Origin of the sequence: Actinopolyspora sp. BKK2 (assembly GCF_011291845.1) — a bacterium.
Lineage (GTDB): Bacteria > Actinomycetota > Actinomycetes > Mycobacteriales > Pseudonocardiaceae > Actinopolyspora > Actinopolyspora saharensis.
The window spans coordinates 253,192-279,123 of the sequence record NZ_JAANTE010000003.1; the positions used below are offsets into that span (position 1 = coordinate 253,192).

A 25,932-nucleotide genomic window follows, 5' to 3' on the forward strand; every position below is an offset into this window, starting at 1 on the left:
AAGTCGCTGACAGGCGTGCCTTTTCAGTCACGCTTCGCGAGCACGGTGGCCATCGGCGCGGTTCCGACCCCTTCCTCGTCGAAACGGGCTCGGATCGCCTCCGCGATCTCGACCGCGTTCGGCCGGTCACCGTGCACGCAGATCGTGTCGGCGTCCACCGGAACCGAAGCACCGTTCATCGAGACGAGCTCCCCCCGCAGCACTGACGTCGCCTGTTCGGTGCACTGCTGCGGGGACTTCGCCCGAGGGACCGGTTCGATGACGATGTGGCCGTTGTCGTCGTAGTCCAGATCCGCGAACGCCTCCCGCACCACGGGGTATCCCTTGGCAGCGAGCCGTTGGGCCGTCTGCCCGGCCAACAGCACGACGTTCGTCTCCGGGGCGGCGTTGGCCAGCGCGTCCACCACCGCATCGGCCACGTTCTCGTCCCGCAGCGTCAATCCGTACAGCGCTCCGTGCGGCTTGACGTGCGTGACGGGCACTCCGAGGCTGTCCGCGATACCGCGCAGCGCCCCGAACTGATACAGGCACGCGTCCGCCGCCTCCTGCGGGCTCAGCGCGATGGCCCGCCTCCCGAAACCGGCCAGGTCGGGCATGCCGGGGTGGGCTCCCACCGAAGCCCCCGCTTCCCGCGCGATCCGCAGAGTGCTGTGCATTGTGCCCGGGTCCCCCGCGTGCCACCCGCAGGCGACGTTCACCGAGTTGACGAGCGGAATCAGTTGGTCGTCCGCGCCGAGAGTCCAGCGCCCGAAACTCTCCCCTGCATCGGCGTTGAGGTCCACCAGTGTCTGCATTCCGCACCTCCACGGCGAGTGAGACCGGTCACAAACACTCTACGCTATATTGACGATTCACGCAGACGGACGTTGTCACGCGCTGCGAAATCAATCAGCCTGTCCCTCGAACGTGCGAAACCCGTGCGGGTAAGTCCTGCGTCATCAACCAGCGCGATGCATGCTCGTGCACACGGACAGATCGCAGTCAACCCCGGAGGTCGACTATGGCGGAAACGACGGTACGACTGCCAGAGGCCCGCTACGAGTTCGGGGGAGACGAGTTCGTTTTCGTCGAGCTGGACCGGGAGATGAGCCTGCAGGCCAACTTCAAGGCCATGGCGATCACCGGAGCTCTCCGCGACCGGGATCTGGAGGGGATCGTGGACATCTGCCCCTCCAACGCCTCCTATCTGGTCAGACTCGACCCCGGGAAACTGCATCCCACCGAACTGGTCGAGGAACTGCGGCGGTTGGAACACTCGGCCGGAGAACTCGACGGGAACCGGGTGGTCTCAACCCGGATAGTGGACGTTCCGGTACTTTTCGACGATCCCTGGACCAGGGAGACCCTGCTCCGATTCAGGGACAATCACCAGGACCCGAACGTGACCGATCTGGAGTACGCCGCTCGGATCAACGGCTTCTCCACCGTCGAAGAACTGATCGAGGCGATCGGCAGCGCTCCCTTCATCGTCACCATGCTCGGCTTCGTCCCGGGGCTGCCCTTCTGCTACCAGATGGTTCCGCGGGAACGGCAGATCGAGGTGCCCAAGTACGTGCGGCCGCGAACGGACACCCCGGAACGGGCGTTCGGTTACGGCGGTGCTTTCTCGGTCGTCTACCCGGTCCGCGGTGCGGGCGGGTACCAGCTGTTCGGGATCGCCCCGGCCCCCGTGTTCGACGGGAGGCAGAGCCTGCCCGACTTCCACGACCGGATCGCGTTCCCGCAGCCGAGCGACATCCTGCGCTATCGACCCGTCGATCGTGCCGAGTACGACCACGTCCGCTCGGAAGTGGAGGCGGGCACCTTCCGCTACCGCATCCGCGAGGTGGAGTTCTCCCCCGCCGCCTTTCTCGAGAACCCGGACGCGGTCAACCGCGATTTGGTGAAGGAGTTGGACCGATGAACGAAGTACTAGTCCGTTCGGGAGGGTTGTACACCACGGTGCAGGACGCCGGTCGTGACGGGCACTACGCGATCGGCATGCCCCCCTCCGGGGCGATGGACCGCTACTCCTTCACCATCGCCAATCTGCTCGCCGGGAATCCGGGGTCGGACGCCGCGTTGGAGGCGACCTACCTGGGGCCGGAGCTCGAGTTCACCGATTCCCGCGCCGTCGCGGTCACCGGGGCGGACAGCTCCGTCACGATCAACGGGGCCTCCGCTCCGATGTGGACGAGTCTGCGCGTGGGTCCGGGGGACGTCCTCGGGTTCGGACCGCTCGCGGCGGGTGCCCGCCCCTACGTCGCGATCGGCGGCGGACTGGACGTTCCCGAGTACCTGAACTCCCGCTCCACCTACAAGCTCACCGGGATCGGAGGGTTCGAGGGACGTGCGCTGGCCGAAGGGGACCGTGTTCCGCTCGGCCAGGCGCAGGACCCTCCCGCCGAGGGAACCACCGTCCCCGCGGAGTTCCTGCCCGAGTTTCCCGACGTGGTGGACGTGCGCCTGGTGGTCGGGCTGTGCTCCTACCGGCTCACCGAGGACGCGCTGAACTCCTTTTTCGACACGACGTGGAAAGTGACCAAGGACGCCGACCGGATCGGCTACCGTCTCCGCGGAGGGACGATCGACTTCATCGAGCGGGAGCAGCCCTTCGGGGCGGGCAGCGACCCGGCCAACGTCGTCGACCTCGGCTATCCGATCGGGTCCGTGCAGATCCCCGGAGGCAACGAACCGATCATCCTGTTGAACGACGCCGTCACCGGCGGCGGTTACGCGACCGTCGGCACGGTCGTGTCGGCCGACCGCGATCGCATAGCCCAGACGGGCACGGGCGGTCACGTGCGGTTCACCGCCACGGATGTCGACTCCGCCGTACAAGCTCGTCAGGACCGCGACGCGTGGTTGCACAAACTCCGCACGGTCCTGAGTGGTTGAGGTCCGGAGAAACGTGAAACCACCCCGGCGCTCACAACGCGCAGCGGATCAAGCGGACCACTCGTCGAAGGAGGCTTCATGTCCACGATGAACGCACAGCTGCCCGGTGTGTTCTACCGACGTCCCTCCCCCGAACAGGACCCCTTCATCGAGGAGGGCGGGACGGTCGAACCCGGACAGCTCGTCGCCCTGATCGAGGTGATGAAGACGTTCAACGAAGTCAAGGCCGATCGTTCGGGAACGATCAGCAAGTTCCTGCTCAACGAAGGGGACGAGGTCGAGGCGGGCCAGGGCATTGTCGAGGTCGATGAAGCATGACGGGACGCAGCAGAATCCTGGTCGCCAACCGCGGTGAGATCGCGGTGCGCATAGTGCGGGCCTGCCACACGGCGGGCCACGAGGCCGTCGCGGTCTACTCGGACACGGACAAGAACGCGCGCTGGGTCCGCATGGCCGACGAGGCGTTGCACATAGGTGGCTCCCCCGCGGCGAAGTCGTACCTCAACACCGACGCGATCCTCGAGGCGGCCAAGTACGCCGAGGTCGACGCGGTTCATCCCGGGTACGGCTTCCTCTCGGAGAACGCGGCTTTCGCCCGCGCGGTCACCGCGGCCGGTTTCACCTTCATCGGCCCTCCCCCCGAGGTGATCGAGCTGATGGGGGACAAGGCCAGCGCGCGCAGCGCCGCGACCGAGGCCGGGGTGCCGGTGGTGCCGGGCAGCAGGCCGGTCACCGACACGGACGACGCGGTGCGCGTCGCCGAGGAGATCGGCTATCCGATCCTGGTTAAGGCCGCGGCAGGCGGCGGTGGACGCGGCATCCGGCCGGTGCGGGACGCCGAGCAGCTGACCGAGGTCTTCGCCGGGGCCCGGGCCGAGGCCCAGTCCGCCTTCGGGGACGGGACCGCCTACCTGGAACGTGCGCTTCCGGGGGCCAGGCACATCGAGGTGCAGTTGTTGGCCGACCACCACGGGAACCTGGTCCATCTGTTCGAACGCGACTGCTCGGTGCAGCGTCGCAGACAGAAGCTCCTGGAGGAGGCTCCCGCGCCGGACCTGGACGAGCGCACCAGGAACGAGCTGGGCGAGGCGGCAAAACGGCTGGGCGAACACGTCGGTTACCGCAACGCGGGCACGGTCGAGTTCCTGGTCGACCCGGACGGACGGTTCTACTTCATCGAGATGAACACCAGGGTGCAGGTGGAGCACCCGATCACCGAGGCCATCACCGGAGTGGACCTGGTCGCCGAGCAGCTCAGGATCGCCGACGGTGCGGAGTTGTCCCTCACGCAGGACGCGGTCCGTCATTCGGGGGCCGCCGTGGAGCTGCGGATCAACGCCGAGGACCCGGACAACGGCTTCCTCCCGACTCCGGGTGAGATAACCGCCTTCGAGGCTCCGGGAGGGCCCGGCGTCCGGCTCGACACCGCTCTCACCAGCGGTGAGCAGATCAGCCCCTTCTACGACTCGCTGATCGCGAAGCTGGTCTGCTGGGGAGCGGACCGGCGACAGGCCTACGCGCGAGCACGTCAGGCCCTGTCGGAGTTCCGCGTGGAGGGCGTGGCGAGCACGATCCCGCTGCACCGCGAGCTGATCGACGACCGGGAGCTTCTCGGGGGGCCGGTGCACACCACCTGGCTGGAGGAGCGGAGCTGACGGGGCCTTTCCGGTGGACCTGCCGGTTCGGCCCGGTTCCCCCTTCGAGGCGGGTAGTGCCGGGCGGGGATTCCGCGCCCTTCGGGGCCGGTGTTTCCCGGAGCTCCTTCAGCGGCACCACCCCACCCCGCGCTGCGCGGAGTCTGCTCGAGGGTCGACTTCCCGCACGCGGGGGCGAACCGCGTCACAGGGATCGCTGACGTTCGAGCGTGTTCGGGTGGAGGTGTTCCACGCGGTGCACCGCCTCGTCGAGGAACTGGGCGACGTGCGTGTCGTAGAGCGAATACACCACCGCTCTGCCCGCCCGGTCCCCTTTCACCAACCAGAGTGAGCGCAGCACGCGCAGCTGGTGCGAGACAGCGGATTGCCCCATTCCCACGGCTTCGGCCAGCTGGTTCACCGAACGGGCGCCCTGGCGCAGCTCGCTCAGGATCAACAAACGGGACGGCGTGGCCAGCGCCTGCAACGTCTCGGCTACGGAGACGGCCGAATCGTGGTCCAGGCGCGCGGTCGGGGTGGTCGCGTCGCGGAGTCCGTGACCCATGGGCGCAGTCTATCGAGTGACTGATCACCACGGCGGGCAGCGCCGCGAAGGCCACCCCGCCCCGGGTGTTCCTCCCGCACCGGTCATGGCAGATGTTTCGGCTGCTCACACGCCTGCGGAAGGCTCTCCTCGCCGCTCCGTCCGCTGGCTCGTCGCCGCGCAGCACCGCTGAAAACGCGATATCGATCACATTCGTTTGTCAGTCGAACGAGTAAAGTTAGTGTCACTAACGAAATGAGTTGGTTCGACTCGGAGGTGATCGGGTGAGCGCACTGCACGACTGGGACATCACGACCGGAGTCGGGATCACGGCTCTCGCCGTCGCGAGTGGGCGTGCCGTCGAGAGCGGCAGGGACGACCGACTCATCTCCGATCCCCACGCGGCCGCGCTCGTGGGAGCCGCCGAGTCCCCGGTCGAGATGCCCGTCTCCCCCACCGAGGAGGCACCACTCCTGAAGCGGATGGCCGACTACGTGGCGGTACGCACCCGCTACTTCGACGACTGGTTCGCGGAGGCGGGCGCACGAGGTGTTCGACAGGCCGTCATCCTGGCCAGCGGCTTGGACACCAGGGCCTTCCGCGCGGAGTGGCCGGAAGGGTTCCGGCTGTTCGAGATCGACCAGCCGAAGGTCCTCGAGTTCAAGGACTCGGTTCTCGGCTCCGAGAGCGCGCGGGCACGGTGCGAACGCCACGCGCTCGGGGTGGACCTGCGCGAGGACTGGGCCCACGAGCTGATGCGCGCCGGTTTCGACACCGCGCAGCCCACCGCGTGGCTGGCCGAGGGGCTGTCCCCCTACCTCCCCGCCGAAGCCGAGAGCGGTCTGCTCGACACCGTGCACTCCCTCTCGTCTCCGGGGAGTCGGCTGGTGATCGAGCACACCGAACTGCCCGCGGACCTCGCTCACTCGCAGTTGAACGAGATCGCACTGCAGTGGGGCATCGACATGACCGAGCTGATGTCCGGTGAGCGGAAGCCCGACCCAGCGGAGCGGCTGCGCCCCGCGGGGTGGAACGTCTCGCGCGAGGCGTTCACCGACATCGCCGAGCAGTACGGCAGGCAGCTGCCCAGCGACGAGGCCCTTGGAACCGTCTTCCGCAACTCGTACGCCCTCTCCGCTCGCCTCGAGGGCTGAACGGACCTGCCGACAGGTCGAACGCGGCGGCGTTCCCCCGGAGCAGCTCGCCCCGGGAGAACGCCGGACCGCTCACTCCGCGCTCAGCTCGATGTCCACATTCCCGCGTATCGCGTTGGAGTAGGGGCACACGCGATCGGCGCCCCGCGCCAGCTCGAGGGCTCTGGCCTCGCCGAAACCGGGCAACCCCACCCGCAGCGTCACGGACAGCTGGTACCCCCCGTTCCCGTCGGGGCCGATGCCCACGTCCGCGGTGACCGAGGAACCCTCGATGTCCTCCTTCTCCTGCTTGGCCACCAGTTGCAGCGCGCTGTGGAAGCAGGCCGCGTACCCCGCCGCGAACAGTTGCTCGGGATTGGTTCCCGCACCGCCGGCCCCGCCGAGCTCCCGGGGAACGGACAGATCCAGGTCCAGCACCCCGTCGGAGGAACGGGTGTGCCCGCCCCTTCCCGAACCGGTCGCGGTGGCCTCGGCCGTGTAAGCAGCACTCATCCTCGTCGCCCTCCCGAAAGCGTATTCGATTACACCCTTGAAAGTAGGACAAAATTGAATTGCGGGCAACTTTTATACGTGCACCCACCTCACCAGGGAAAACCGAGACGGCGCTGAGCGCCACAGCGCGGCGGGCTCACTCGCCGCTGAAACGCAGAACGGCCCGCCACCTCGGCCGAAGAGCCGAAGCGACGGGCCGCCCCGGAAAGCTCGTCAGTACTGCTCGAACCGCCCCACCGAGGTGACCCGAACCACCGCCACCCCGGCCTCGTCCGAGGCAGGCAGATCCACCTCGGCGCTGATCCCCCAGTCGTGGTCCCCGGAGGGGTCATCGAAAATCTGGCGCACCAACCAGCGCTGCGACTCCTCGGTGACCATGAACAGGGCGGGGCCACGGGCGTCGGCATCGGTGCCCAGCTCGTCGTACTCCTCGAAGTACTCGTCCATCGCCGCTCGCCAGTCCTCGGCGGTGAAGCCGTTCTCGCCCTCGAGCGCGGCCAGCTCCTCGAACCGCTCCCGCGCGGCCAGCTCGACCCGGCGGAACATGGCGTTGCGCACCTGCACGCGGAAGGCCCGGGTGTTCTCGGTCAGCTTGGCGGGTCCCTCGTCGACCGGTTCGGCACCCTCGGATTCGGCGGAGGGGTTGCGCAGCCGCTCCCACTCGTCGAGCAGACTGGAGTCCACCTGACGCACCAGCTCCCCGAGCCACTCGATGATGTCGCCGAGCTCCTCGTCCTTGGCGTCGTAGGGGACGGTGTGCCGCAGCGCCTTGTACACATCGGCCAGGTACCGCAGCACCAACCCCTCCGAACGGGCCAGGCCGTAGTGGTTGACGAACTCGACGAAGTTCATCGCGCGCTCGTACATGTCCCTGGCCACCGACTTCGGCGACACCTCGTGCTCGGAGACCCAGGGATGGCCCTGCCGATAGGTCTCGTAGGCCGCCTCCAGCATGTCGGCCAACGGCCGCGGGTGGGTGATCTCCTCGACCACCTCCATCCGCTGCTCGTACTCCACGCCCTCGGCCTTCATCCTGGCGATGGCATCACCGCGCTCCTTGGCCTGCTGCGCCCCCAGTACCTGGCGCGGATCGTCCAACGTCGCCTCGATGATCGAGAGCACGTCGACCGCGTAGCTCGGTGACTCCGGATCGAGCAGCTCGATGGCCGCCAGCGCGAACGGCGAGAGCGGCTGGTTGAGCGCGAAGTCGAACTGCAGGTCCATGGTCAGCCGCACCAACCTGCCCTGCTCGTCCGGCTCCTCCAGCTGCTCGACCACTCCGGCCGAGACCAGCGCCCGGTAGATCGCGATGGCACGCAGCATGTGCTTGCGCTGCGCCGGACGGCTCTCGTGGTTGTCGGTGAGCAGCTTGCGCATGGCCGCGTAGGTGTCACCCGGCCTGCTGATTACGTTGAGCAGCATGGCATGCGTGACGTTGAAGCTGGAGACCAGCGGCTCCGGCTCCGCCGCCACCAGCTTGTCGAAGGTCTTCTGCCCCCAGGACACGAAACCCTCGGGGGCCTTCTTCTTGACGACCTTGCGGCGCTTCTTCGGGTCGTCGCCCGCCTTGGCCAGCGCGCGCTCGTTCTCGATGACGTGCTCGGGCGCCTGCACCACCACGTAACCGTCCGTGTCGTAGCCCGCACGTCCGGCACGTCCCGCGACCTGGTGGAACTCCCTGGCCTTGAGGTGCCTGGTCCGGTTCCCGTCGAACTTGGTCAGCCCGGTCAGCAGCACGGTGCGGATGGGCACGTTGATGCCGACCCCGAGGGTGTCGGTGCCGCAGATGACCTTGAGCAACCCGGCCTGGGCCAGCTGCTCCACCAGACGGCGGTAGCGCGGCAGCATCCCCGCGTGGTGCACGCCGATGCCGTGCCGGATCAAGCGCGAGAGCGTCTTGCCGAACCCGGCGGTGAACCGGAAACCGCCCAGCTTCTCGGAGATGGCGTCCCGCTCGGCCCTGCTGGCCACGTTCATGCTCACCAGCGCCTGCGCCTGCTCCACGGCGGAGGACTGGTTGAAGTACACCACGTAGATGGGGGCCTGATTACCACCGAGCAGTTCCTCGATGGTCTCGTGCAGCGGGGTCATGGCGTAGCGGAAGGTCAGCGGGACCGGGCGCTCGGCGGAGCTGACCACGGCCGTCTCCCGACCGGTGCGCCGGGTGAGGTCCTGCTTGAAGCCGGTCACGTCCCCGAGCGTCGCCGACATCAGCACGAACTGGGCCTGCGGCAGCTCCAGCATCGGCACCTGCCACGCCCAACCGCGCTGCGGTTCCGCGTAGAAGTGGAACTCGTCCATGACCACCTGGCCGACTTCGGCGCGCTCCCCGTCGCGCAATGCGATGTTGGCCAGGATCTCGGCGGTGCAGCAGATGATCGGAGCGTCCGGGTTGACGCTGCTGTCGCCGGTCAGCATGCCCACGTTGTCCGGTCCGAACGTGTCGACCAGTGAGAAGAACTTCTCCGAGACCAGTGCCTTGATGGGCGCGGTGTAGAAGCTGCGCTGCTTGTTCGCCAGGGCGGTGAAGTGCGCGCCGACCGCGATCAGGCTCTTGCCCGATCCGGTCGGAGTACTGACGATAACGTTGGACCCCGACACCACCTCCATCAGCGCTTCTTCCTGAGCGGGGTAGAGGTCGAACCCCTGCTCGGCGGTCCAGGTGGTGAAACCCTCCAGGAGCGTGTCCGGATCGGCATCGGGCGTCGGGGGGAGCTGGTCGGTAAGCGTCATCTCTCCTCCATCTTCCCGTTCGGCGTCCGTGGTGGGCACGTGGGGTCCGACACACTCGTCCGGAGGTGCTCCCCCGACTGGCCAAGCCCCACCCCCGTGATGTGCAGTCCCGCGGCGCTCGGCGCAGCACGGTGACGGCTGCCGGCACCGCCCCCAGCGCCACCGAGCCCACCAGGGGGCGAGGCAGCCCTGCGGACGAACCGACCTCCTCCCGCTCCGATGCGCCCGCCACTTCCCCGGACGACCGCCCGGTTTGAGCGGCACGACGTTCGCGCCTTCCGGTCACATCCGGCCGAGCCCGGTAGCCGACTCCTGCCGCCGACGGGGCCGAGTCACCGCGACCGAGGTTGCGCTCCGGTGAGAACTCACCGGACGCGCGGGGCGTACATGATCACGGCCACCCCGAGCAGGCAGATCAACGCACCGATGACGTCATAGCGATCGGGCCGGTAGCCGTCCAGCGCCGCTCCCCAGGCCAGCGACCCGGCCACGAACACGCCTCCGTAGGCGGCGAGGATCCGTCCGAAGTGGGCATCGGGTTGCAGGGTGGCCACGAACCCGTACGCCCCGAGCGCCGCCACACCGGCACCGATCCACAACCAGCCACGGTGCTCACGCACCCCCTGCCAAACCAGCCAAGCACCGCCTATCTCGCAGAAAGCGGCCAGCACGAACAGGGCGATGGAACGGGCTATCAACACGGCTCCACGCTACGACCTCTGCCGAACTCGCACCGACCGCCGTCCTACGTCGCCCGCAGGAACGACCGCGGCTGTTCGGAGCAGCCTCCCGAGGACCACACGAAAGCGTTGTGTGAAAACCATCTCACCGATGGTGATCGCCTCGGCGAGTACCGTCGATCTCGAGAGCCCGCTCACGACCCGGCACCGTGCACGGTCCAACCACGGTTCAACCACGGTTCAACACTGCCCTTCGATTCCCGGACCAACGTATGCCTGCTTGTTCAGAGTTGCCCATGACCGTCCTCGGCGGACGAGCTCCGGCGGACCGGGGAGTTCGCCGCGCGAGCCGGTCCACCGACGAGCACGGCGCACCGGTGGGAACGCGCGCGGTGCGCTCTCCCGGGGCAGAGCGTCGCGGTGTGCGCCTCCCGCTGAACAGCGCCGTCGTACCGTCCGACACGCCGCGATCGACGGGACGGAGCCCCGAGATCTCCCCGCGCCCCCCGCGCGAGCGGGGGAAGCGCAGCCGGCAGGACCGTGATCTCTCCGCAGGGGGAGCTGCTCCTGTCGAACGCCACCCCACCGTTTCGGCCTGCGGTGAGCGAAACGTCCTCAACCACACGCTCGACGAGCACGATCGATGAAAGGGAAGCAGTCGCCTTGCGTATCGCCTTCGGCAGTCAACCCATCTACTCCCACCTCGTTCCGGCCGTGCTCCCGCTCGCTCGGTCGGCGGCCGATGCCGGGCACGAAGTGGCGGTGCTGACCTCGCCCGAACTGTCCGAACAGGTCCACTCGTTCGGGTTGACCCCGCTTCCCCTCCGGAACGCGGCCTCTCCGCGCGAGATGTTCCAACGCCCCGAACTGCGCGAGCGGCTCGGGCTGGACCTGTCGCTGTTCGACGAGCTCGGACGCAGGACGATGCGTACGCAGGACGACCACTTCGCGGCGATGTTCGCCGGACCGGTCGCCGGGGACAGCGCGGAGGAGGCCGTGGAGGTGCTGAAGTCCTTCGCCCCCGATCTGCTCGTTCGCGAGTCCACCGACCACTCGAGCTACTACGCGGCCGAATACCTCGGCTTGCGGCACACCGCCCTGGACATCGGCCCGCTGGGGCCGTTCAACACCGAGGCCATGCTCACCACGATCAACGAGCAGCGCGACAGGCTCGATCTGGAACCGGTGACCGATCCGCTGCACCCCTTCCGGAGCGGCAGGATCGGCATGGCCCCGGAAAGCTTCTACCCGGAGTCGCTGCGGATCCCCTCGGCGAGCTATTACAGCGCTCCCCCGCCGCGGGCCGAACAGCTCGACCCGGAGATCGCGAAACTGCCGGGCGACCGCCCCCTGGTACTGGCCACCCTCGGCTCCAACGCGGCCGGGGTGCTCGGCGGCGGTGAACTCAACCTGTTGAACACCATCGTGGAAGTACTCGGCGATCTGCGCGTCACGGGAGTGGTCGCCCTGGGCAGCGGAACCTCTCCCGAGGACTGGACCGGCTCCCGTCCGGACAACGTGCACCTGACCTCCTTCGCGCAGCAACAACTGCTGCTGCCCGCCTGTGAGGCCTTCATCACCCACGGCGGTTTCAACGGGGTCCGGGAGGCGCTCAGCAGCGGGATCCCCATGGTGGTGCTGCCCATATTCGCCGAGCAGCCGGCCAACGCCGAACGGGTCGAGCAGTTGGAGTTGGGCAAACGTCTCAACCTCGAGGACGTCGACCACGACTCGCTGCGCACCGCCGTGGGAACGGTGCTGGCAGACTCCGCCCACCGCCACCGCGCCAGGGCGATGGCGCGGGAGTTCCGCGCTCTCGCCCCGTTCGACGAAATCGTGCCCGGACTGGAGCGGCAGTTCGAGCAGCGGTGAGCCGCGGTGCTGGCCGGACCGTCGCTCGCAGCGGCCACGTGTTCCTCACTTGAGGACGTCCGCACGCCAGCGCCCGATCTCGGCGAGTATCGCGCCGAGCGCCGAGCGCGCGGAGTCCACGACGACGCCCGACGCTCCCGGTACGGCTCCCGAAGCCGGTTAACGAGCTCTAACAAATTTGGGACGTGCGTCACACCCGGCGCCGGTCTCGACAAGTCGGAAGCGGGCATACCATCGGCTTCCATGACGGCGTCGGAGCGCTCAACGTCGAGCGAGCACGGAGACCGGCTCGATCTGATGGCCGGGTTCGAACCGCCCACTCACGGGCAGTGGCAGGCGCAGGTCGATCAGGTGCTGCGCAAGTCCGGACTGCTCCCCCGGGACGCCCCCGCCCGGGAGCATCCGGAGGAATCGCTGGCAACCGAGACCTACGACGGGATCGAGGTCCAGCCGCTGTACACGGCGCGCGCCGGGCACTCCGCGAGCGGACTTCCCGGACTGGCGCCGTTCACCAGGCACTCCCGGCCCGCTGGCGCGGTCGACGGGGGCTGGGAGGTCCGCCAGTACCACGACGATCCGGACGCGGCCACGAGCAACCGCGAGATACTGGCCGATCTGGAAGGCAGGGCCGGTTCGGTGTGGCTGCGGACGGGTCCCGGCGGCATCGCCGTGGAGGACCTCGGGGACGCGTTGCACGGAACCCGGCTCGACCTGGCCGGTGTGGTGCTGCAGCCCGGACAGCACTACGAGAGCGCCGCCGCGGAACTGCTGCGCCTGGCCGAGCAGTGGGGCGTGGCCGCGGAATCGCTGCGCGGCAACTTCGGGGCGGACCCCGTGGGCCTGCACGCCCGCACGGGAATCCCCCACGACATGGCCCCCGCCGTGGAACTCGCCCGCCGCTGCGCGCGGCGGCATCCGGGAATGCAGGCCATCAGCGTGGACGGGCTGCCGTCCCACGACGCGGGGGGTTCCGACGCCGAGGAGCTCGGCTGCGCCGTAGCGGCCGGAGTCGCCTACCTGCGCGCGCTCACCGCGGCCGAGCTACCCGTGGAAACCGCGGCGGGCCTGTTGGAGTTCCGCTTCGCGGCCACCGTGGACCAGTTCACCACCATCGCCAAGCTCAGGGCTGCCCGCCGGATCTGGGAACGGGTGCTGCGCGCCTGCGGAGTCGCCGAGCACGCGCGGGGCCAGCGCCAGCACGCCGTCACCTCCTCGGCGATGCTCACTCGCCACGACCCGTGGGTGAACATGCTGCGTTCCACCATCGCCGCGTTCGCCGCCGGCGCCGGGGGTGCGCAGTCGGTCACGGTGCAACCCTTCGACACCCCGCTGGGGCTGCCCGACTCCTTCTCCCGCCGCATCGCCCGCAACACCCAGGCCCTGCTGACCGACGAAGCCCACATCGGACAGGTGATCGACCCGGCGGGCGGCTCGTACTACGTGGAGTCCCTGACCGACGAACTCGCGAAAACCGCGTGGAGCTGGTTCCAGGACATCGAGGCGGCAGGAGGCCTGCCCGAGGCGCTCGACTCGGGAATGGTCGCCGAGCGGTTGGACGACACCTGGCAACGGCGCCGTGCGGCGCTGGCCCACCGCACCGACCAGCTCACCGGAGTCAACGAGTATCCGGACCCGAGCGAACGCCCGCTCACCCGTCGCGCCCGTCCCCCGGAACCGGAAACGGGCGGACTGCCCCGGCACCGCTACGCCGAGGACTACGAGCGGCTCCGCGACGAGGCCGACCGCATGGCCGAGGAGCTGCCCGCCGGACGCCCCCGGGTCTTCCTCGCGACGCTCGGCCCGCTGGCCTCCCACACCGCGCGCGCCTCGTTCACCAGGAACCTGCTCGCCACGGGCGGAGTGACCACCGAGGAGGCCGGGGAGACCGAAACCACCGCCCAAGTGCTGGAGGCGTTCGAGCGCTCGGGGACCTCCCTGGTCGTGCTGTGCTCCTCGGACGAGATCTACGAGCAGCGCGCGGAGGAGACCGCAGCGGCCCTCGGGAAGGCGGGGGCGCGGCTCGTCCTGCTGGCCCGCTCCCCCCGGGGGGATCCGGCTCCCCGGGGCGTGGACGGCTTCGTCCACGCTCGCAGCGACGTGCCGCAAGTGCTGACCGACATCCACCAACGGTGGGCCTCGCCCACCGCGGCCGTTCCGAAAGCGACATCATGACCAGCCACGACAGGATTCCCGACTTCACCGAAGTCGAGCTGGACGAGCCCGCGGCCACTGAGGACGGACAGCAGTGGAACCGGGCGGTGCGGGAAACGACCGGCCACGACCCCGAGCAACTGGCCTGGCACTCCCCCGAGGGCATCGACGTCAAGCCGCTCTACGCGGAGTCGGACACCGAAGGGCTGCGCTTCCAGCACGGCTACCCCGGTGTGGCCCCCTACCTGCGCGGCCCGTACTCGACGATGTACGTCAACCAGCCGTGGACCGTGCGCCAGTACGCCGGTTTCTCCACCGCGGCCGAGTCGAACGCCTTCTACCGGCGCAACCTAGCCGCCGGGCAGAAGGGACTGTCGGTGGCGTTCGACCTCGCCACCCACCGCGGCTACGACTCCGACCATCCGCGGGTGGCCGGCGACGTGGGCATGGCCGGAGTCGCCATCGACTCGATCCTGGACATGCGGCAGCTGTTCGACGGCATCCCGCTGGACCGGATGAGCGTGTCTATGACCATGAACGGCGCGGTGCTGCCGGTGCTGGCGCTGTTCATCGTCGCCGCCGAGGAGCAGGGGGTTCCGCCGGAGAAGCTCGCGGGGACCATTCAGAACGACATCCTCAAGGAGTTCATGGTCCGCAACACCTACATCTACCCCCCGCAGCCCTCGATGCGGATCATCTCGGACATCTTCGCCTACACCTCGGCGCGGATGCCGAAGTTCAACTCGATCTCCATCTCCGGCTACCACATCCAGGAGGCCGGGGCCACTGCCGACCTGGAACTGGCCTACACTCTCGCCGACGGACTCGACTACATCAGGGCCGGGCTGAACGCGGGCCTGGACATCGACTCCTTCGCCCCCCGACTGTCCTTCTTCTGGGGGATCGGGATGCACTTCGGCATGGAAGTGGCGAAGTTGCGCGCGGCCAGGTTGCTGTGGGCCCGGCTGGTCTCCGAGCACGGCCCCACCGACCCGAAGTCGCTCTCGCTGCGGACCCACTCGCAGACCTCCGGCTGGTCGCTGACCGCGCAGGACGCGTTCAACAACGTGGCGCGCACCTGCGTGGAGGCCATGGCGGCCACCCAGGGGCACACCCAGTCGCTGCACACCAACGCGCTGGACGAGGCGCTGGCGCTGCCGACGGACTTCTCGGCACGCATCGCCCGCAACACCCAGCTGCTGCTGCAGCAGGAGTCCGGAACCACCAGGGTCATCGACCCGTGGGGCGGCAGCCACTACGTCGAACGCCTCACCCAGGACCTGGCCGAGCGGGCGATGACCCACATCGACGAGATCGAGCGGGCCGGTGGCATGGCCGCTGCCATCGACGCGGGGATCCCGAAGATGCGCATCGAGGAGGCCGCCGCACGCACCCAGGCACGTATCGACTCGGGCAGGCAACCACTGATCGGGGTCAACCGCCACCGCCCCGGGGATTCCACCGAGGACGGGGCGCCCGAGGTGCGCAAGGTGGACAACAGCGCGGTGCGCGCCGAACAGCTCGAAAAGCTCCGCAGGCTGCGGGAGCACCGCGACGAGCAGGCCTGCACCGACGCGCTGCGCAGGCTCACCGCGGCCGCCCAGGCCACCGTGGACGGACAGCGCCCCGACGACCTGGAGCACAACCTGCTCACCCTGGCCGTGGACGCGGCGCGGGCCCACGCCACCGTGGGCGAGATCTCCGACGCGTTGGAGGCCGCGTTCGGCAGGCACTCGGGGCAGATCCGTACCATCTCCGGGGTGTACACCGAGGAGACCGGCGACGACTCCAGCATCGAGCGGACGCGCTCACTGGTCGAGGAGTTCACTCGGGACGAGGGGCGCAGGCCCAGGATCCTGGTGGCGAAGATGGGCCAGGACGGCCACGACCGCGGCCAGAAGGTGATCTCCACCGCCTTCGCCGACCTCGGCTTCGACGTCGACGTGGGACCGCTGTTCCAGACCCCGGCCGAAGTCGCCCGGCAAGCCGTCGAGTCGGACGTGCACGTGGTCGGCGTGTCCTCGCTGGCCGCGGGCCACCTGACCCTGGTCCCCGCCCTGCGCACGGCGCTGGACGAGGTCGGCGGGGACGACATCGTGATCGTGGTCGGCGGCGTGATCCCGCCCGCCGACCACGAGGCGCTGCACGAGGCCGGGGCTGCAGCCGTGTTCGGACCGGGCACTGTGATCGCGGAAGCCGCCGACGGGCTGCTGCGGCGGTTGCGCACCGAGCTGGGGCACGAGGCGGGGTGACTTCCGCGGCCAAGCTCAGCTCGGCCGGTCGGGCAGCCGTCCCGCGTGAGTCGACGCCGGGAGCACCGACTGCCCACGCACCGGTCGTCAGCACACCGGTCGTCAGCACACCGGGAAGGCCTTCAACGAGCACACTCGTCCGAACAGGGTGCCCGGGCGTGAACGGAGCGTCCGGGCGGCGCCCGCGGCGAAACGGGACCTGAACCATGCCACGCAACATCGACGTCGACACCTACGCGGAGGGGGTGCTCGCGGGGTCCCGCGCCACGCTGGCACGGGCCATAACCCTCGTGGAGTCCACCCGCCCCGAGCACCGGGACAAGGCGCAGCGGCTGCTTGCCCGGCTGCTGCCGCACGCGGGCGGATCCCACCGCATCGGCGTCACCGGTGTCCCCGGGGTCGGCAAGTCCACCTTCATCGAGTCGCTCGGCACCAAGCTGGTCGGTGCGGGGCACCGGGTGGGGGTGCTGGCCGTGGATCCCTCGTCGAACCGGAGCGGGGGCAGCATCCTCGGGGACAAGACCCGCATGGGCGCCCTCGCCGCCGAGGCGAACGCCTTCATCCGCCCCTCCCCCACGGCGGGAACCCTCGGCGGGGTGGCCAGGGCCACCAGGGAAACGATCGTGCTCATGGAGGCGGCCGGATTCGACGTGGTGCTGGTGGAGACCGTCGGGGTCGGACAGTCCGAGATCACGGTCGCGGGCATGGTGGACTGCTTCCTGCTGCTCACCCTGGCCCGCACCGGGGATCAGCTCCAGGGCATCAAGAAGGGGGTGCTGGAGCTGGCCGACCTGGTCGCGGTGAACAAGGCCGACGGCCCCCACGAGGACGAGGCCCGCCGCTCCGCCCGCGAGTTGCGGAGCGCGCTGCGGCTGCTCACCCCGCCGAACGCCTCCTGGAAACCGCGGATCACCACCTGCAGCGGCCTCAACGGAGCGGGGCTGGACGAGCTGTGGCAGCAGGTGCTGGAGCACCACGCCGCGCTGTCCGCGGCCGGCGAGCTCGCGGAGAAACGCAGCAGGCAACGGCTGGAGTGGACCTGGGAGCTGGTGCGGGACCAGCTGATGAGCGAACTCCTCGGGAACCCGCGGGTGGAGCGGACGCGCGAGGAGATCGAGCAGCGGGTGCGCGACGGCGAGGTGACCGCGGGCATGGCCGCCGAGCGCATCCTGCGCGCGTTCCGCGCGGACGGTTCCAGCCGTGCGGAGGACTCGGGCGCGTGACCCGGAGTCCCGCACGTCATCCCGCGAGGTCGTAGGGAGCTGTTCCGCTCCGCAGCAACTCGGTCGTGCCCGCCGCGTCCAGCGGTGTGCCGTAGTACGGTCCGGAGGCGATCGCGCAGCCGGCTTCCCTCCACCAGCGCGCCTGGTGCTCGGTGCTCACCCCCGAGGCGGCTACCGGCACCCCGCAGTCCCGCACCAGCGGGATCACCCCGGCCAACGCGCGGGCCTCCGGGGTGTCCCGCTCACTCGCGCACTCACCGACCAGCCGCACCACGTCCGGAGCCAGCAGAGCGGCGTAGGTGGGGAACTCGCGCAGGAAGCGCAGTTCGGAGGGAGCTCCGCTGAACTCGTGCGCAGCGGTCTGCACACCCGTTCCGGCCAGGGTCGTTACGTTGTCGCGTGCCTCACCACCACTGCTCATCAGGGCTTTCATGGACACGCACAGCCGCAACCACCCGGCGTCGAGCTCTCCCCCGTCCACGAGGTCGCGCACCACGGCCACCAGATCCGGGTCGCGGGACTGGTTGGGGCTCAACCCCGCGATGAGCTGCGGGCGCAGCCCCTGCGCGTGCCACTCGCCGAGCTGGGTCCACGCGGTGCGCAGCATCCAGTCCCGCAGGGGCAGCGTGATCCCGGACAACTCGGCCAGCCGCAGGCACTCGTCGTGGTCGAGCTCCGCGCAGCCGGAGGGTTGCCAGGAGAGGCGTACCTCCACGGCGAACAGACTGCCCTCGGCCAGCGACACCCACGGTCTGTAGCGCACTTCGAACTCGCCGAGTTCCAGCGCTCCCGGCATCACGGCGGCCAGCCTGGCATCGGAACGCTCCGACGGGGCCCGGTGCGGGTCGAAGAGCGCCCACTGCCGCTTGCCCGCCTGCTCCGCTCCGCGCAGCGCCACTTCGGCCGCCCACATCATGTCGGTGGGTTCCTGGTCGCCCACGGCGCGTTGGATGACCCCGATGCTGGCTGTGGGGGCCAGCCCGCTCTCGCCGATGTAGATGGGCTCGTCCAGCTCCTCGTTGATCAACTCGGCGAACTCGGAGATCTCCGGCGTGTACTGCTCCTGCCGGATCAGGACGGCGAACTCGGTCCCACCGATGCGGGCCACCAGTCCGTCCTCGTCCTCGACGAGCCCCTGGAGCCGGTTTGCCACGGTGCGGACGATCTCGTCACCGACCTCGTAGCCGAGCCCCTCGTTGATCAGTTCGAAACCGTCCAGCCGCAGCTGGTACAGCGTGAGACGTTCCGTGGCGGGCAGTCCCGCGAGCGCGGTCTCCAGTCTGGAGCGGAAGTGCTGTCGGTTGGGCAGGCCGGTCACGGCGTCGTGCAGGGTCTGGTGCTGCAGGCGCTCCTGCAGGGAGCTCAACTCCCGCAGGTCCTCCACCATCACCACGAAGCGGCCGAGGAGTTCCTCCCCTCCGGGCAGGCTCGCGAGCGAGACGCGGGTCCAGACCTCGCCACCGTCGGCTCGCAGCAGGTTCCTGCGTTCCCGCAGCTCGTCGCGGGTTCCCCGCAGCAGCTCCGCGCAGGTGTTCGCGAGGAAGTCGGCCTCGTCGGGATGAAGCAGCTCGGCCAGCGTCCTGGAGCGCAGCTCCTCCCCCGAGTACCCGAGGATCGACTCCAGGGCCTCGTTGACCTCGAGGAAAGTGCCCTGCCGGTCGCATATGCCCACGCCGACCGGAGTCGTGCGGAAGATCTCGCGGAAACCGTCCCGACTGGCCCGGAGACCGTGTTCGCTGTCCGCCTTGGAGCGCAGCAGCGCGCGTCTCAGATGCTCCTGCTGGTCGAGCACGGTCGCGCGGTCCGCGGCGGCGTAGCCGGAGGCGAGCGAGGCCAGCAGACCGAACACCTGCCGGGTCGACTCGTCGGAGGAGGCGGGCAGCAGCGCACGGCAGAGCAGGTCGAGGCTGCGCGCGAGGCTGTCCTCACCGGTGGCGTTCAGCCGGACCAGCTGCTCGCCGACCCGCTCCCCGGCACGCTCGGCCTCGCCCGACGTCCGGAGAGCGTCCACGAGCTCACCGACCAGTTCGCGCAGCCTGTCCTCCAGGGACTCACGCGCCATCGGCACGTAGGAGGTGCGGTCCAGTCGCCGGGCCCACTGCGCCGCCAGTTCCGCGCACCACGGCTCGCTGCCCCAGGAAGCAGTTCGCTGATCGGGCACGAATCCTTCGCTCGAAGCACCACCGCCGGAACTCGCGCGACTCATCTCACCTCTCCCTAGCGACCGCACCGAACCCCGCACGCCCGAAGGCCGACGGGAAACCACCGCCGCACGTGCGGCGTACCGGAGCCGCACGCCCCAGCGCAACCGGCACGCCACTCCCGCTCACGGCTCGCTCCTCGCGACGGTTCCGCCCCGTGCTCCCCGAGACTACCGAGTGATCCCGACAAAACGTCCGAACGCACCACTCCGGCGTTCGACCCGGTCGCCTCGGAAGGGGCCCGCGGACTCGGCTCTCCGCGGGAGCGCGGACTCCCCTCGGCACGGCGAACAGGTCCGGATGCCGGCAACGAGCGGACTCCTCGGCACGAGCCGCCGTTCCGGCGCCGACCACCACACCGCCACTGCGACGATGCTCGTCCAACCGGCGCCGCGTTGGCAACCGCTCGGACGAGATTCAGCCGCTGACCAGTGCGGAGAACTCCGTCAGCGGTGGCAGGTCCAGCAACCAGCGCGCCCCCAGAACCAGCAGTCCCACGGAGATCACGAACCAGAGCCCCATCCAGACTCCCCCCGCGACACCGGTCAACCTGGCCAGCTGGTCCGCATCGGAATCGGACGCCCGCCCCCTGCGGCGCTTGCCGGCCAGCTCGAACAACGGCCGCACACCACCCAGCAGCAGCAACCAGCTCAGCAGTTCGGCGCACACCACTGTGACCGGAGGAGTCCCCCACCGGATCACGACCACGAGAGCGAGCCCGGTGAGCACCACGGACAACACCCCGTAGAGGTTGCGCAGCGCGATCAGCAACAGCGCCAGCGCCCCCACCGCCGTCCAGAGCATGACCTCCACGTGCTCGGCGGAAACCGTCCAGGCCGCGACGGCCCCCAGCAGCGACACGGCCGGATATCCCGCGAACAGGGTCAGGACCATCCCCGGACCGCGCGCGGGCCCGGTGGAAACGGTCAACCCGGAGGTGTCCGAGTGCAGTCGGATCCCGTTGAGTCTGCGGCCGCTGAGCAGAGCCACCAGGGCGTGCCCAGCCTCGTGGGCGATGGTCACCACGTTGCGCAGCACCCGCCAGGTGCCGCGGTAGCCGACCAGCACGAGCGCGAGCAGCGCTACCACGGAAGCAGGAACCGCTCCCGACACGTTCGTCAGCACTTGGCCGAACTCTTGCACAACGATCCTCGCAACCGACTCGGTTCGGGCTCCTGCACGTTCTCAACGACCGGCCACCGCGAGTTCCCCTCCGGCTCCGGGAACCGGCCGCCACCGGGGCGGAGTTCCACGGCCGGTGACCGGTGGGAGACCCCGCTCAGCGGCGGATGAGCTCTCCCCGTCAGGTGCTCCCGCTCGGGGCTCCCGCCGCGTGATCGCCGCCCCGCTCGTGGCCCAGCACCCGGTGCGCCAGCAGGACTCCACCGACCACCGCGGAGGGGATCACCACGAGCTGGGCGACCGGGATCAGGCAGAGCAGGTAGGTCGGAACGGCGAATCCCAGCACCTCGCGCCGGTGGCGCCACAGCACCCGGTGCCGCCGTCCTACTCCCATACCGAGCCGTTGGAACACGGGGCCGGTCACTTCCAGGGCTATCAGCCACGCGCCGAACAGCACTCCGCAGAGCGGCACCACGGTCTGTCCCAGCACGGGAACGAACCCGAGCGGGAACAGCAGCAGCGCCCCGAGGACACCGATCAGCACCAGCCGCAGCGCGTCACGCACGCCGCGCCACATCAGCAGGGGCTGGCCTGCCCCGTCGGATCCGCTGTCCAGCCCGCGCTCCCGTTCGGTGCGCTCTGCGATGTAGTCGTAGAACGGCCCGCCGATCAACAGGGTCAGCGCGACGAAGGACACCGAACCGAGCAGCACGGCCCCCGCGACCAGGGCGCAGGCCAGCACCACGCGCAGCACCCCGCGCCACCACGCGGACCACCCCTCGGCGAAGGGGGTCATCCAGGAGGCCAGGTCACCGCTGAACCAGGCGAGCACACCGATCCCCGCGAACAGGAGCAGACTGCTCAGCAGGGCGGGCACACCACCGAGCAGCAGCATCTTCGGTGAACGGAGTATGTCGAACAAGCCCTTGCCCAGTTCGCGGGCTCCGACTCCCGTGTCATTCATCGGCGAACTCTCGCGGCACCGCCGAAACAGCGCCGCCGATCCTGTGGTGGTCTCCCGTCCCGGCCGCCGGGACGCCCGTTCGGGGGAACCGTCCGACAGCCACGGCGACTGATCCTACCGGAACTCCGTTCGCGCGAGCGGTTCTCCCACCCGACCCCGAGGACGGGCGCGAAACGAGCGGGGCCGGCCGCACCCCGGCGACCGGCCCCGCTCTCGGCTCGTCTCACGCGATCCGTCTCACGCGATGATCCTGATCGGGTCCTCCAGCAGTCCCGTGAGCTGCTGCATGAACACCGCGCCCACGGCACCGTCCACCGCGCGGTGATCGGCCGACAGGGTGAGGCGGAGCATCTTGCGGACCGCGAACTCGCCGTCGCGCACCTGCACCTCGTCCCGCGTGGCGCCCACCGCGAGGATGGCCGCCTCGGGCGGGTTGATCACGGCGGAGAACTCCTCGATGCCGAACATGCCCAGGTTGGACACGCTGAAGGTGCTTCCGGACATCTCATCCGGCTTCAGCTTGCCGTCCCGGGCGCGCTCGGCCTTCTCCCGCCCCTCGGCGGCGATCTCCGAGACGCTCTTGCGGTCGGCGTCGGGGATGACCGGCACCACGAGTCCGGAGTCCAGCGCCACGGCCACTCCGAGGTGGACCCGCTTGTGCTGGAACAGCTTCTCGTCCCGGAAGGAGACGTTGACCGAGGGGTTGGCGCGCAGGGCGGTCGCGCAGGCCTTGACCACCAGGTCGTTCACGCTGACCTTCGGACCGCCCGCGGCCTGCAGCCGCTCGTTGAGGTCCGCGCGGAAGGAAACCAGGTCCGTGACGTCGACCGCGCTGGTCAGGTAGAAGTGCGGGGCCTGCTGCTTGCTCTCGGTCAGCCGCTTGGCGGTCACCTTGCGGATGTTGCTCAGCGGGATCTCCTCGAGATCCGGGTCCTCCTCCGCGGCAGGGCTCCCGCCTGCGGCGCTTCCCGTGGAAGCGGCGGGAGCGGTAGGAGCGGCCGCGGGCTGCTCCGAGCCGGAACGCTCGGCGGCAGCTTCGATGTCGACCCTGATGATCCTGCCCCCGGGGCCGGTGCCGGAAACGGTGGACAGGTCCACGCCCTTCTCCCGCGCGACCGCGCGCGCCAGCGGGGAGGCCTTCGGGCGGTTCCGCGGACCGTCCTGGGAACCGTTGGTGGTCTCCGCAGCCGAGCCCCGTCCGGCGGGAGCGGAGTCCTGCTGGGTCGGAGCGGAACCGCCCCCGTTGTCCTGCGATTGCGAACCGCTCGCCTCCCCGGAGGACTGCTGGGCGGAACCGGGGCTCTCGGAGGGGCCCGCCTCCGCGGCCGAACCGGAGCCGTCGCCGAGCAGACCGATCGGGGTTCCGATCGGGACAGTCTCGCCCTCCCCGATCAGGATCTTCTCCAGCACCCCGTCGTCGTAGGCCTCCAGTTCCATGACGGCCTTGTCCGTCTCGATGTCGGCCACCACGTCGCCACGGTTGATCTGCTCGCCCACCTGCTTGCGCCAGGCGGAGATGACGCCTTCCTCCATCGTGTCGGACAGGCGCGGCATGTGAATCTCGGTCATGGTCTTCCTCGGCTCCTGATGAAAGACTCACCGCGCCGGTGCGGGAGCTCGCTGCTCTTCCGCCGCCGGCACGGCGAGTCTGCGCCTTGCTGGGTTCTCAGCGACGATGTCCGACGGCTTCGAGTGTCTGGTGCACCGCCGTGGTCAGCGACTCGGCGGAGGGCAACGCCGCCCGCTCCAGCGGTTTGGCGTAGGGCAACGGCACCTCGGCCGCGGCGACACGGCGCACCGGGGCGTCGAGGTAGTCGAAGGCGCCGTCCGAGATCGAAGCCGCGATCTCCGCACCGACACCGTAGGTCAACCAGTCGTCCTCGGCGATGACGGCGCAGCCGGTCTTGCGCACCGACTCGACGATGGTCTCCCTGTCCAGCGGGCGCAGGCTGCGCAGGTCCACGACCTCGGCCGAGATGCCCTCCTCCTGCTGCAGCTGGTCGGCGACCTGGGTGGCGACGTTGGCCATCCTCGAGTACCCGATGATGGTGATGTCGCTTCCCGGGCGGACGACGCCCGCCTTGCCGATCTCCGCGGGGGCCACCTCGTCCGGAACCTCGCCCTTGGTGTTGTACAGGGCCAGGTTCTCCAGGAACAGCACGGGATCGTTGTCGGCCATGGAAGCCTTGAGCAGCGCCTTCGCATCAGCGGGCGTGCTCGGTGCGACCACCTTAAGGCCGGGGACGAAGGCGTAGTAGAGCTCGATGTTCTGGGAATGCGTGGCACCGAGCTGCTGCCCACCGCCACCGGGGGTGCGCAGCACCATGGGGGCGTTGGACTGGCCACCGAACATTCCGTAGATCTTCGCGGCGTGGTTGACGATCTGGTCCAGCGCCAGCAGCGAGAAGTTGATCGTCATCAACTCCACGACCGGGCGCAGTCCCAGCATCGCCGCTCCCACGGCGGCACCGACGAAGCCTTCCTCCGCGATCGGGGTGTCCCGGACGCGCTTCTCACCGAACTCGTCGAGCAAGCCCGCGGTGATCTTGTAGGAGCCCTCGAAGACTCCGATCTCCTCGCCGATGAGGAAGACGTTCTCATCGGCGAGCATTTCCTCGCGCAGCGTGTCGTGCAGCGCTTGCCGATAGGTGATGACGGCCAACGGTGTTTCTCCTGGGCATGCTTCGCCGCGGGCCGCGCGCACGGCCCCGGCAGTTCGTGGCGGGGTGTGATGATTCGGCGGGTCGTCCCGCCGGCCCCCTCGGGAAGGGGCCCGGCGGGACGACTCGTCAGAAGACCGGGTCGGCCGGAAGCCTGCGGGAGTCGTTGGCGACCGGCGTGGCGTAGGTGTAGTCGAACAGGTTCGAGGGATCGGGGTGCGGACTCTCGTCGGCGAAGGCGACTGCCTCGTCGACCTCGGTCTGCACGGTCTGCTCGATCTCGGAGGCGCCGTCCTCGTCCAGCACTCCGGCCGAGACCAACTGGTCCCGGAAAGCGGTGACCGGGTCGGCAGCCCTGGCCGCCTGGGCGTCCTCGGAGCTGCGGTACTTGGCCGGGTCGACCACCGAGTGCCCCTTCATCCGGTAGCTGACCGTCTCGAGCACGGCCGGCTCGCCGGTCTTCCTGGCGTGCTCGACCAACCTGCTGGACGCCTCGTTCACCGCGAGCACGTCGTTGCCGTCCACGCGCTCACCGTGCATCCGGTAGGCGACCGCCCGCTTGTAGAGCTCGGACTCGGCCGAGGACCTGTCCACCGTGGTCCCCATGCCGAGGTAGTTGTTGATCACGACGAACACCACGGGCAGCTTCCACAGCGCCGCGATGTTCAACGACTCGTGGAAGGCGCCGATGTTCGTCGTACCGTCGCCCATCTGACACATGACCACCTGGTCGTCGCCCCGGTAGTCGATCGCCAGCGCCGCGCCCGTCGCGAGCGGAATCTGTCCACCGACGATTCCGTACCCCCCGAGCAGCCCGACCTCGGTGTCGAACATGTGCATCGAACCGCCGAGCCCCTTGGAGGTTCCGGTGGTGCGGCCGTAGAGCTCGGCCATCACCCTGCGCGGCTCGATGCCCTTGGCGATGGCGTAACCGTGCTCCCGGTAGTTGGTGAACAGGTAGTCGGAGTTGCGCAACGAGCTCATCAACCCGACGACGGTGGCTTCCTCGCCCAGGTTCAGATGGCAGTACCCACCGACCTTGGCCTGGGTGTAGCCCTGGGCGGCGCGCTCCTCGAAACGCCTGATCAGCGACATCTGCTTGAAGTAGTCGCGCAGCTGTTCCGGGGACTCGGATCCCAGCGCGGCCTTCTCCTGAGTCTGTTGCGCCCGGTTTCCGCTCGAGCGGGTGCCGCCGCGACGACTTTTCGAGCCGGAGCTTGTCGGCTTGCTGCGGGTAGCGGTCTCCGCCATGAGAGATCCCCTCTTCGAGTGGGTGGTTGCGGCGTCCCGAGGACCGAAGGGCAACGCGGTGCGTGGCGGTTGCGGTCGAACGCCGATGCCTTCTGCAGCTCGGGATCCGCCCCTGGCGCACA

General features: G+C 69.3%; 20 protein-coding genes. 9 read left to right on the forward strand and 11 right to left on the reverse strand.

Features of this window, described 5'->3' with window-relative positions; all coding sequences use genetic code 11:
* Nucleotides 1-23: 23 nt before the first annotated feature.
* Nucleotides 24-794, reverse strand: a complete 771-nt coding sequence (locus G9Q41_RS08050; RefSeq protein WP_092522094.1) for a 5-oxoprolinase subunit PxpA — start codon at nucleotides 792-794, stop codon at nucleotides 24-26.
* A 206-nt stretch (nucleotides 795-1,000) separates the two neighbouring features.
* Here G9Q41_RS08050 and G9Q41_RS08055 point away from each other — a divergent pair, with 206 nt between their 5' ends.
* From G9Q41_RS08055 to G9Q41_RS08070, 4 genes are all read left to right on the forward strand, one after another.
* Complete coding sequence (locus G9Q41_RS08055) at nucleotides 1,001-1,903, forward strand: carboxyltransferase domain-containing protein (RefSeq protein ID WP_165632272.1); 903 nt, start codon at nucleotides 1,001-1,003, stop codon at nucleotides 1,901-1,903.
* The gene (locus G9Q41_RS08060) at nucleotides 1,900-2,877 is read left to right on the forward strand and encodes a biotin-dependent carboxyltransferase family protein (protein WP_165632273.1); all 978 of its coding nucleotides are present in this window, start codon (nucleotides 1,900-1,902) and stop codon (nucleotides 2,875-2,877) included. The genes G9Q41_RS08055 and G9Q41_RS08060 overlap by 4 nt, the downstream gene beginning before the upstream one ends.
* Nucleotides 2,878-2,955: 78 nt before the next feature.
* Entirely contained in the window at nucleotides 2,956-3,195 is a 240-nt protein-coding gene (locus G9Q41_RS08065; protein ID WP_092522100.1) for an acetyl-CoA carboxylase, read from the forward strand.
* The gene (locus G9Q41_RS08070; RefSeq protein WP_165632274.1) at nucleotides 3,192-4,532 is read left to right on the forward strand and encodes an acetyl-CoA carboxylase biotin carboxylase subunit; all 1,341 of its coding nucleotides are present in this window, start codon (nucleotides 3,192-3,194) and stop codon (nucleotides 4,530-4,532) included. Before G9Q41_RS08065 ends, G9Q41_RS08070 begins: the two co-directional genes overlap by 4 nt.
* A 184-nt stretch (nucleotides 4,533-4,716) precedes the next feature.
* On the opposite strand, the gene G9Q41_RS08075 is transcribed toward G9Q41_RS08070, so the two are convergent.
* Nucleotides 4,717-5,076 (reverse strand): metalloregulator ArsR/SmtB family transcription factor, encoded by a 360-nt coding sequence (locus G9Q41_RS08075; protein ID WP_165632275.1) that lies wholly within the window; start codon nucleotides 5,074-5,076, stop codon nucleotides 4,717-4,719.
* Nucleotides 5,077-5,339: 263 nt separating this feature from the next.
* Here G9Q41_RS08075 and G9Q41_RS08080 point away from each other — a divergent pair, with 263 nt between their 5' ends.
* On the forward strand, nucleotides 5,340-6,209 hold the full coding sequence (locus tag G9Q41_RS08080; protein WP_165632276.1) for an SAM-dependent methyltransferase: 870 nt from the start codon (nucleotides 5,340-5,342) through the stop codon (nucleotides 6,207-6,209).
* Between the two features lie 72 nt (nucleotides 6,210-6,281).
* Here G9Q41_RS08080 and G9Q41_RS08085 read toward each other — a convergent pair whose 3' ends face one another.
* The 3 genes from G9Q41_RS08085 to G9Q41_RS08095 form a co-directional block, all read right to left on the reverse strand.
* On the reverse strand, nucleotides 6,282-6,701 hold the full coding sequence (locus G9Q41_RS08085; RefSeq protein WP_165632277.1) for an organic hydroperoxide resistance protein: 420 nt from the start codon (nucleotides 6,699-6,701) through the stop codon (nucleotides 6,282-6,284).
* Between the two features lie 213 nt (nucleotides 6,702-6,914).
* Nucleotides 6,915-9,434, reverse strand: a complete 2,520-nt coding sequence (locus G9Q41_RS08090; protein WP_165632278.1) for a DEAD/DEAH box helicase — start codon at nucleotides 9,432-9,434, stop codon at nucleotides 6,915-6,917.
* A gap of 365 nt (nucleotides 9,435-9,799) precedes the next feature.
* A complete protein-coding gene (locus tag G9Q41_RS08095; RefSeq protein WP_092522112.1) occupies nucleotides 9,800-10,135 on the reverse strand; it encodes a YnfA family protein in 336 nt (111 codons plus the stop codon).
* A 642-nt stretch (nucleotides 10,136-10,777) separates the two neighbouring features.
* Between G9Q41_RS08095 and G9Q41_RS08100 the strand changes: the two genes are divergently transcribed.
* The 4 genes from G9Q41_RS08100 (at nucleotide 10,778) to meaB (ending at nucleotide 17,612) form a co-directional block, all read left to right on the forward strand.
* The gene (locus G9Q41_RS08100) at nucleotides 10,778-11,986 is read left to right on the forward strand and encodes a glycosyltransferase (RefSeq protein ID WP_092522116.1); all 1,209 of its coding nucleotides are present in this window, start codon (nucleotides 10,778-10,780) and stop codon (nucleotides 11,984-11,986) included.
* Between the two features lie 243 nt (nucleotides 11,987-12,229).
* A complete protein-coding gene (locus G9Q41_RS08105) occupies nucleotides 12,230-14,158 on the forward strand; it encodes a methylmalonyl-CoA mutase family protein (RefSeq protein ID WP_165632279.1) in 1,929 nt (642 codons plus the stop codon).
* Nucleotides 14,155-16,389: a methylmalonyl-CoA mutase gene (gene scpA, locus G9Q41_RS08110; RefSeq protein ID WP_165632280.1), complete on the forward strand. Its 2,235-nt coding sequence runs from the start codon at nucleotides 14,155-14,157 to the stop codon at nucleotides 16,387-16,389. The genes G9Q41_RS08105 and scpA overlap by 4 nt, the downstream gene beginning before the upstream one ends.
* Nucleotides 16,390-16,595: 206 nt before the next feature.
* Nucleotides 16,596-17,612 (forward strand): methylmalonyl Co-A mutase-associated GTPase MeaB, encoded by a 1,017-nt coding sequence (meaB, locus tag G9Q41_RS08115; protein ID WP_165632281.1) that lies wholly within the window; start codon nucleotides 16,596-16,598, stop codon nucleotides 17,610-17,612.
* A gap of 16 nt (nucleotides 17,613-17,628) precedes the next feature.
* Here meaB and G9Q41_RS08120 read toward each other — a convergent pair whose 3' ends face one another.
* The 6 genes from G9Q41_RS08120 to pdhA form a co-directional block, all read right to left on the reverse strand.
* Nucleotides 17,629-19,818, reverse strand: a complete 2,190-nt coding sequence (locus G9Q41_RS08120; RefSeq protein ID WP_165632282.1) for a diguanylate cyclase — start codon at nucleotides 19,816-19,818, stop codon at nucleotides 17,629-17,631.
* Nucleotides 19,819-20,230: 412 nt separating this feature from the next.
* Nucleotides 20,231-20,938 (reverse strand): M50 family metallopeptidase, encoded by a 708-nt coding sequence (locus G9Q41_RS08125; RefSeq protein WP_245695676.1) that lies wholly within the window; start codon nucleotides 20,936-20,938, stop codon nucleotides 20,231-20,233.
* Between the two features lie 178 nt (nucleotides 20,939-21,116).
* Nucleotides 21,117-21,899, reverse strand: coding sequence for an EI24 domain-containing protein (locus G9Q41_RS08130; RefSeq protein WP_165632283.1), 783 nt, complete (start codon nucleotides 21,897-21,899; stop codon nucleotides 21,117-21,119).
* A gap of 237 nt (nucleotides 21,900-22,136) precedes the next feature.
* Nucleotides 22,137-23,468: a dihydrolipoamide acetyltransferase family protein gene (locus G9Q41_RS08135; protein ID WP_207630730.1), complete on the reverse strand. Its 1,332-nt coding sequence runs from the start codon at nucleotides 23,466-23,468 to the stop codon at nucleotides 22,137-22,139.
* 97 nt (nucleotides 23,469-23,565) lie between these two features.
* Nucleotides 23,566-24,561 carry an alpha-ketoacid dehydrogenase subunit beta gene (locus G9Q41_RS08140; protein WP_092522130.1) on the reverse strand — a complete coding sequence of 332 codons (996 nt, stop codon included), beginning with the start codon at nucleotides 24,559-24,561 and terminating at the stop codon, nucleotides 23,566-23,568.
* Between the two features lie 127 nt (nucleotides 24,562-24,688).
* Nucleotides 24,689-25,810 carry a pyruvate dehydrogenase (acetyl-transferring) E1 component subunit alpha gene (pdhA, locus tag G9Q41_RS08145; RefSeq protein ID WP_092522132.1) on the reverse strand — a complete coding sequence of 374 codons (1,122 nt, stop codon included), beginning with the start codon at nucleotides 25,808-25,810 and terminating at the stop codon, nucleotides 24,689-24,691.
* Nucleotides 25,811-25,932 lie beyond the last annotated feature (122 nt).

Bases quoted from the DNA above. Each gene is read 5' to 3' on its own strand.
- G9Q41_RS08135 (WP_207630730.1), bottom strand. From the start codon at position 23,468: ATGACCGAGATTCACATGCCGCGCCTGTCCGACACGATGGAGGAAGGC.
- G9Q41_RS08055 (WP_165632272.1), top strand. From the start codon at position 1,001: ATGGCGGAAACGACGGTACGACTGCCAGAGGCCCGCTACGAGTTCGGG.
- G9Q41_RS08065 (WP_092522100.1), top strand. From the start codon at position 2,956: ATGTCCACGATGAACGCACAGCTGCCCGGTGTGTTCTACCGACGTCCC.
- G9Q41_RS08105 (WP_165632279.1), top strand. From the start codon at position 12,230: ATGACGGCGTCGGAGCGCTCAACGTCGAGCGAGCACGGAGACCGGCTC.
- G9Q41_RS08075 (WP_165632275.1), bottom strand. From the start codon at position 5,076: ATGGGTCACGGACTCCGCGACGCGACCACCCCGACCGCGCGCCTGGAC.
- G9Q41_RS08050 (WP_092522094.1), bottom strand. From the start codon at position 794: ATGCAGACACTGGTGGACCTCAACGCCGATGCAGGGGAGAGTTTCGGG.
- G9Q41_RS08090 (WP_165632278.1), bottom strand. From the start codon at position 9,434: ATGACGCTTACCGACCAGCTCCCCCCGACGCCCGATGCCGATCCGGAC.
- scpA (WP_165632280.1), top strand. From the start codon at position 14,155: ATGACCAGCCACGACAGGATTCCCGACTTCACCGAAGTCGAGCTGGAC.
- G9Q41_RS08070 (WP_165632274.1), top strand. From the start codon at position 3,192: ATGACGGGACGCAGCAGAATCCTGGTCGCCAACCGCGGTGAGATCGCG.
- meaB (WP_165632281.1), top strand. From the start codon at position 16,596: ATGCCACGCAACATCGACGTCGACACCTACGCGGAGGGGGTGCTCGCG.
- G9Q41_RS08120 (WP_165632282.1), bottom strand. From the start codon at position 19,818: ATGAGTCGCGCGAGTTCCGGCGGTGGTGCTTCGAGCGAAGGATTCGTG.
- G9Q41_RS08130 (WP_165632283.1), bottom strand. From the start codon at position 21,899: ATGAATGACACGGGAGTCGGAGCCCGCGAACTGGGCAAGGGCTTGTTC.
- pdhA (WP_092522132.1), bottom strand. From the start codon at position 25,810: ATGGCGGAGACCGCTACCCGCAGCAAGCCGACAAGCTCCGGCTCGAAA.
- G9Q41_RS08060 (WP_165632273.1), top strand. From the start codon at position 1,900: ATGAACGAAGTACTAGTCCGTTCGGGAGGGTTGTACACCACGGTGCAG.
- G9Q41_RS08085 (WP_165632277.1), bottom strand. From the start codon at position 6,701: ATGAGTGCTGCTTACACGGCCGAGGCCACCGCGACCGGTTCGGGAAGG.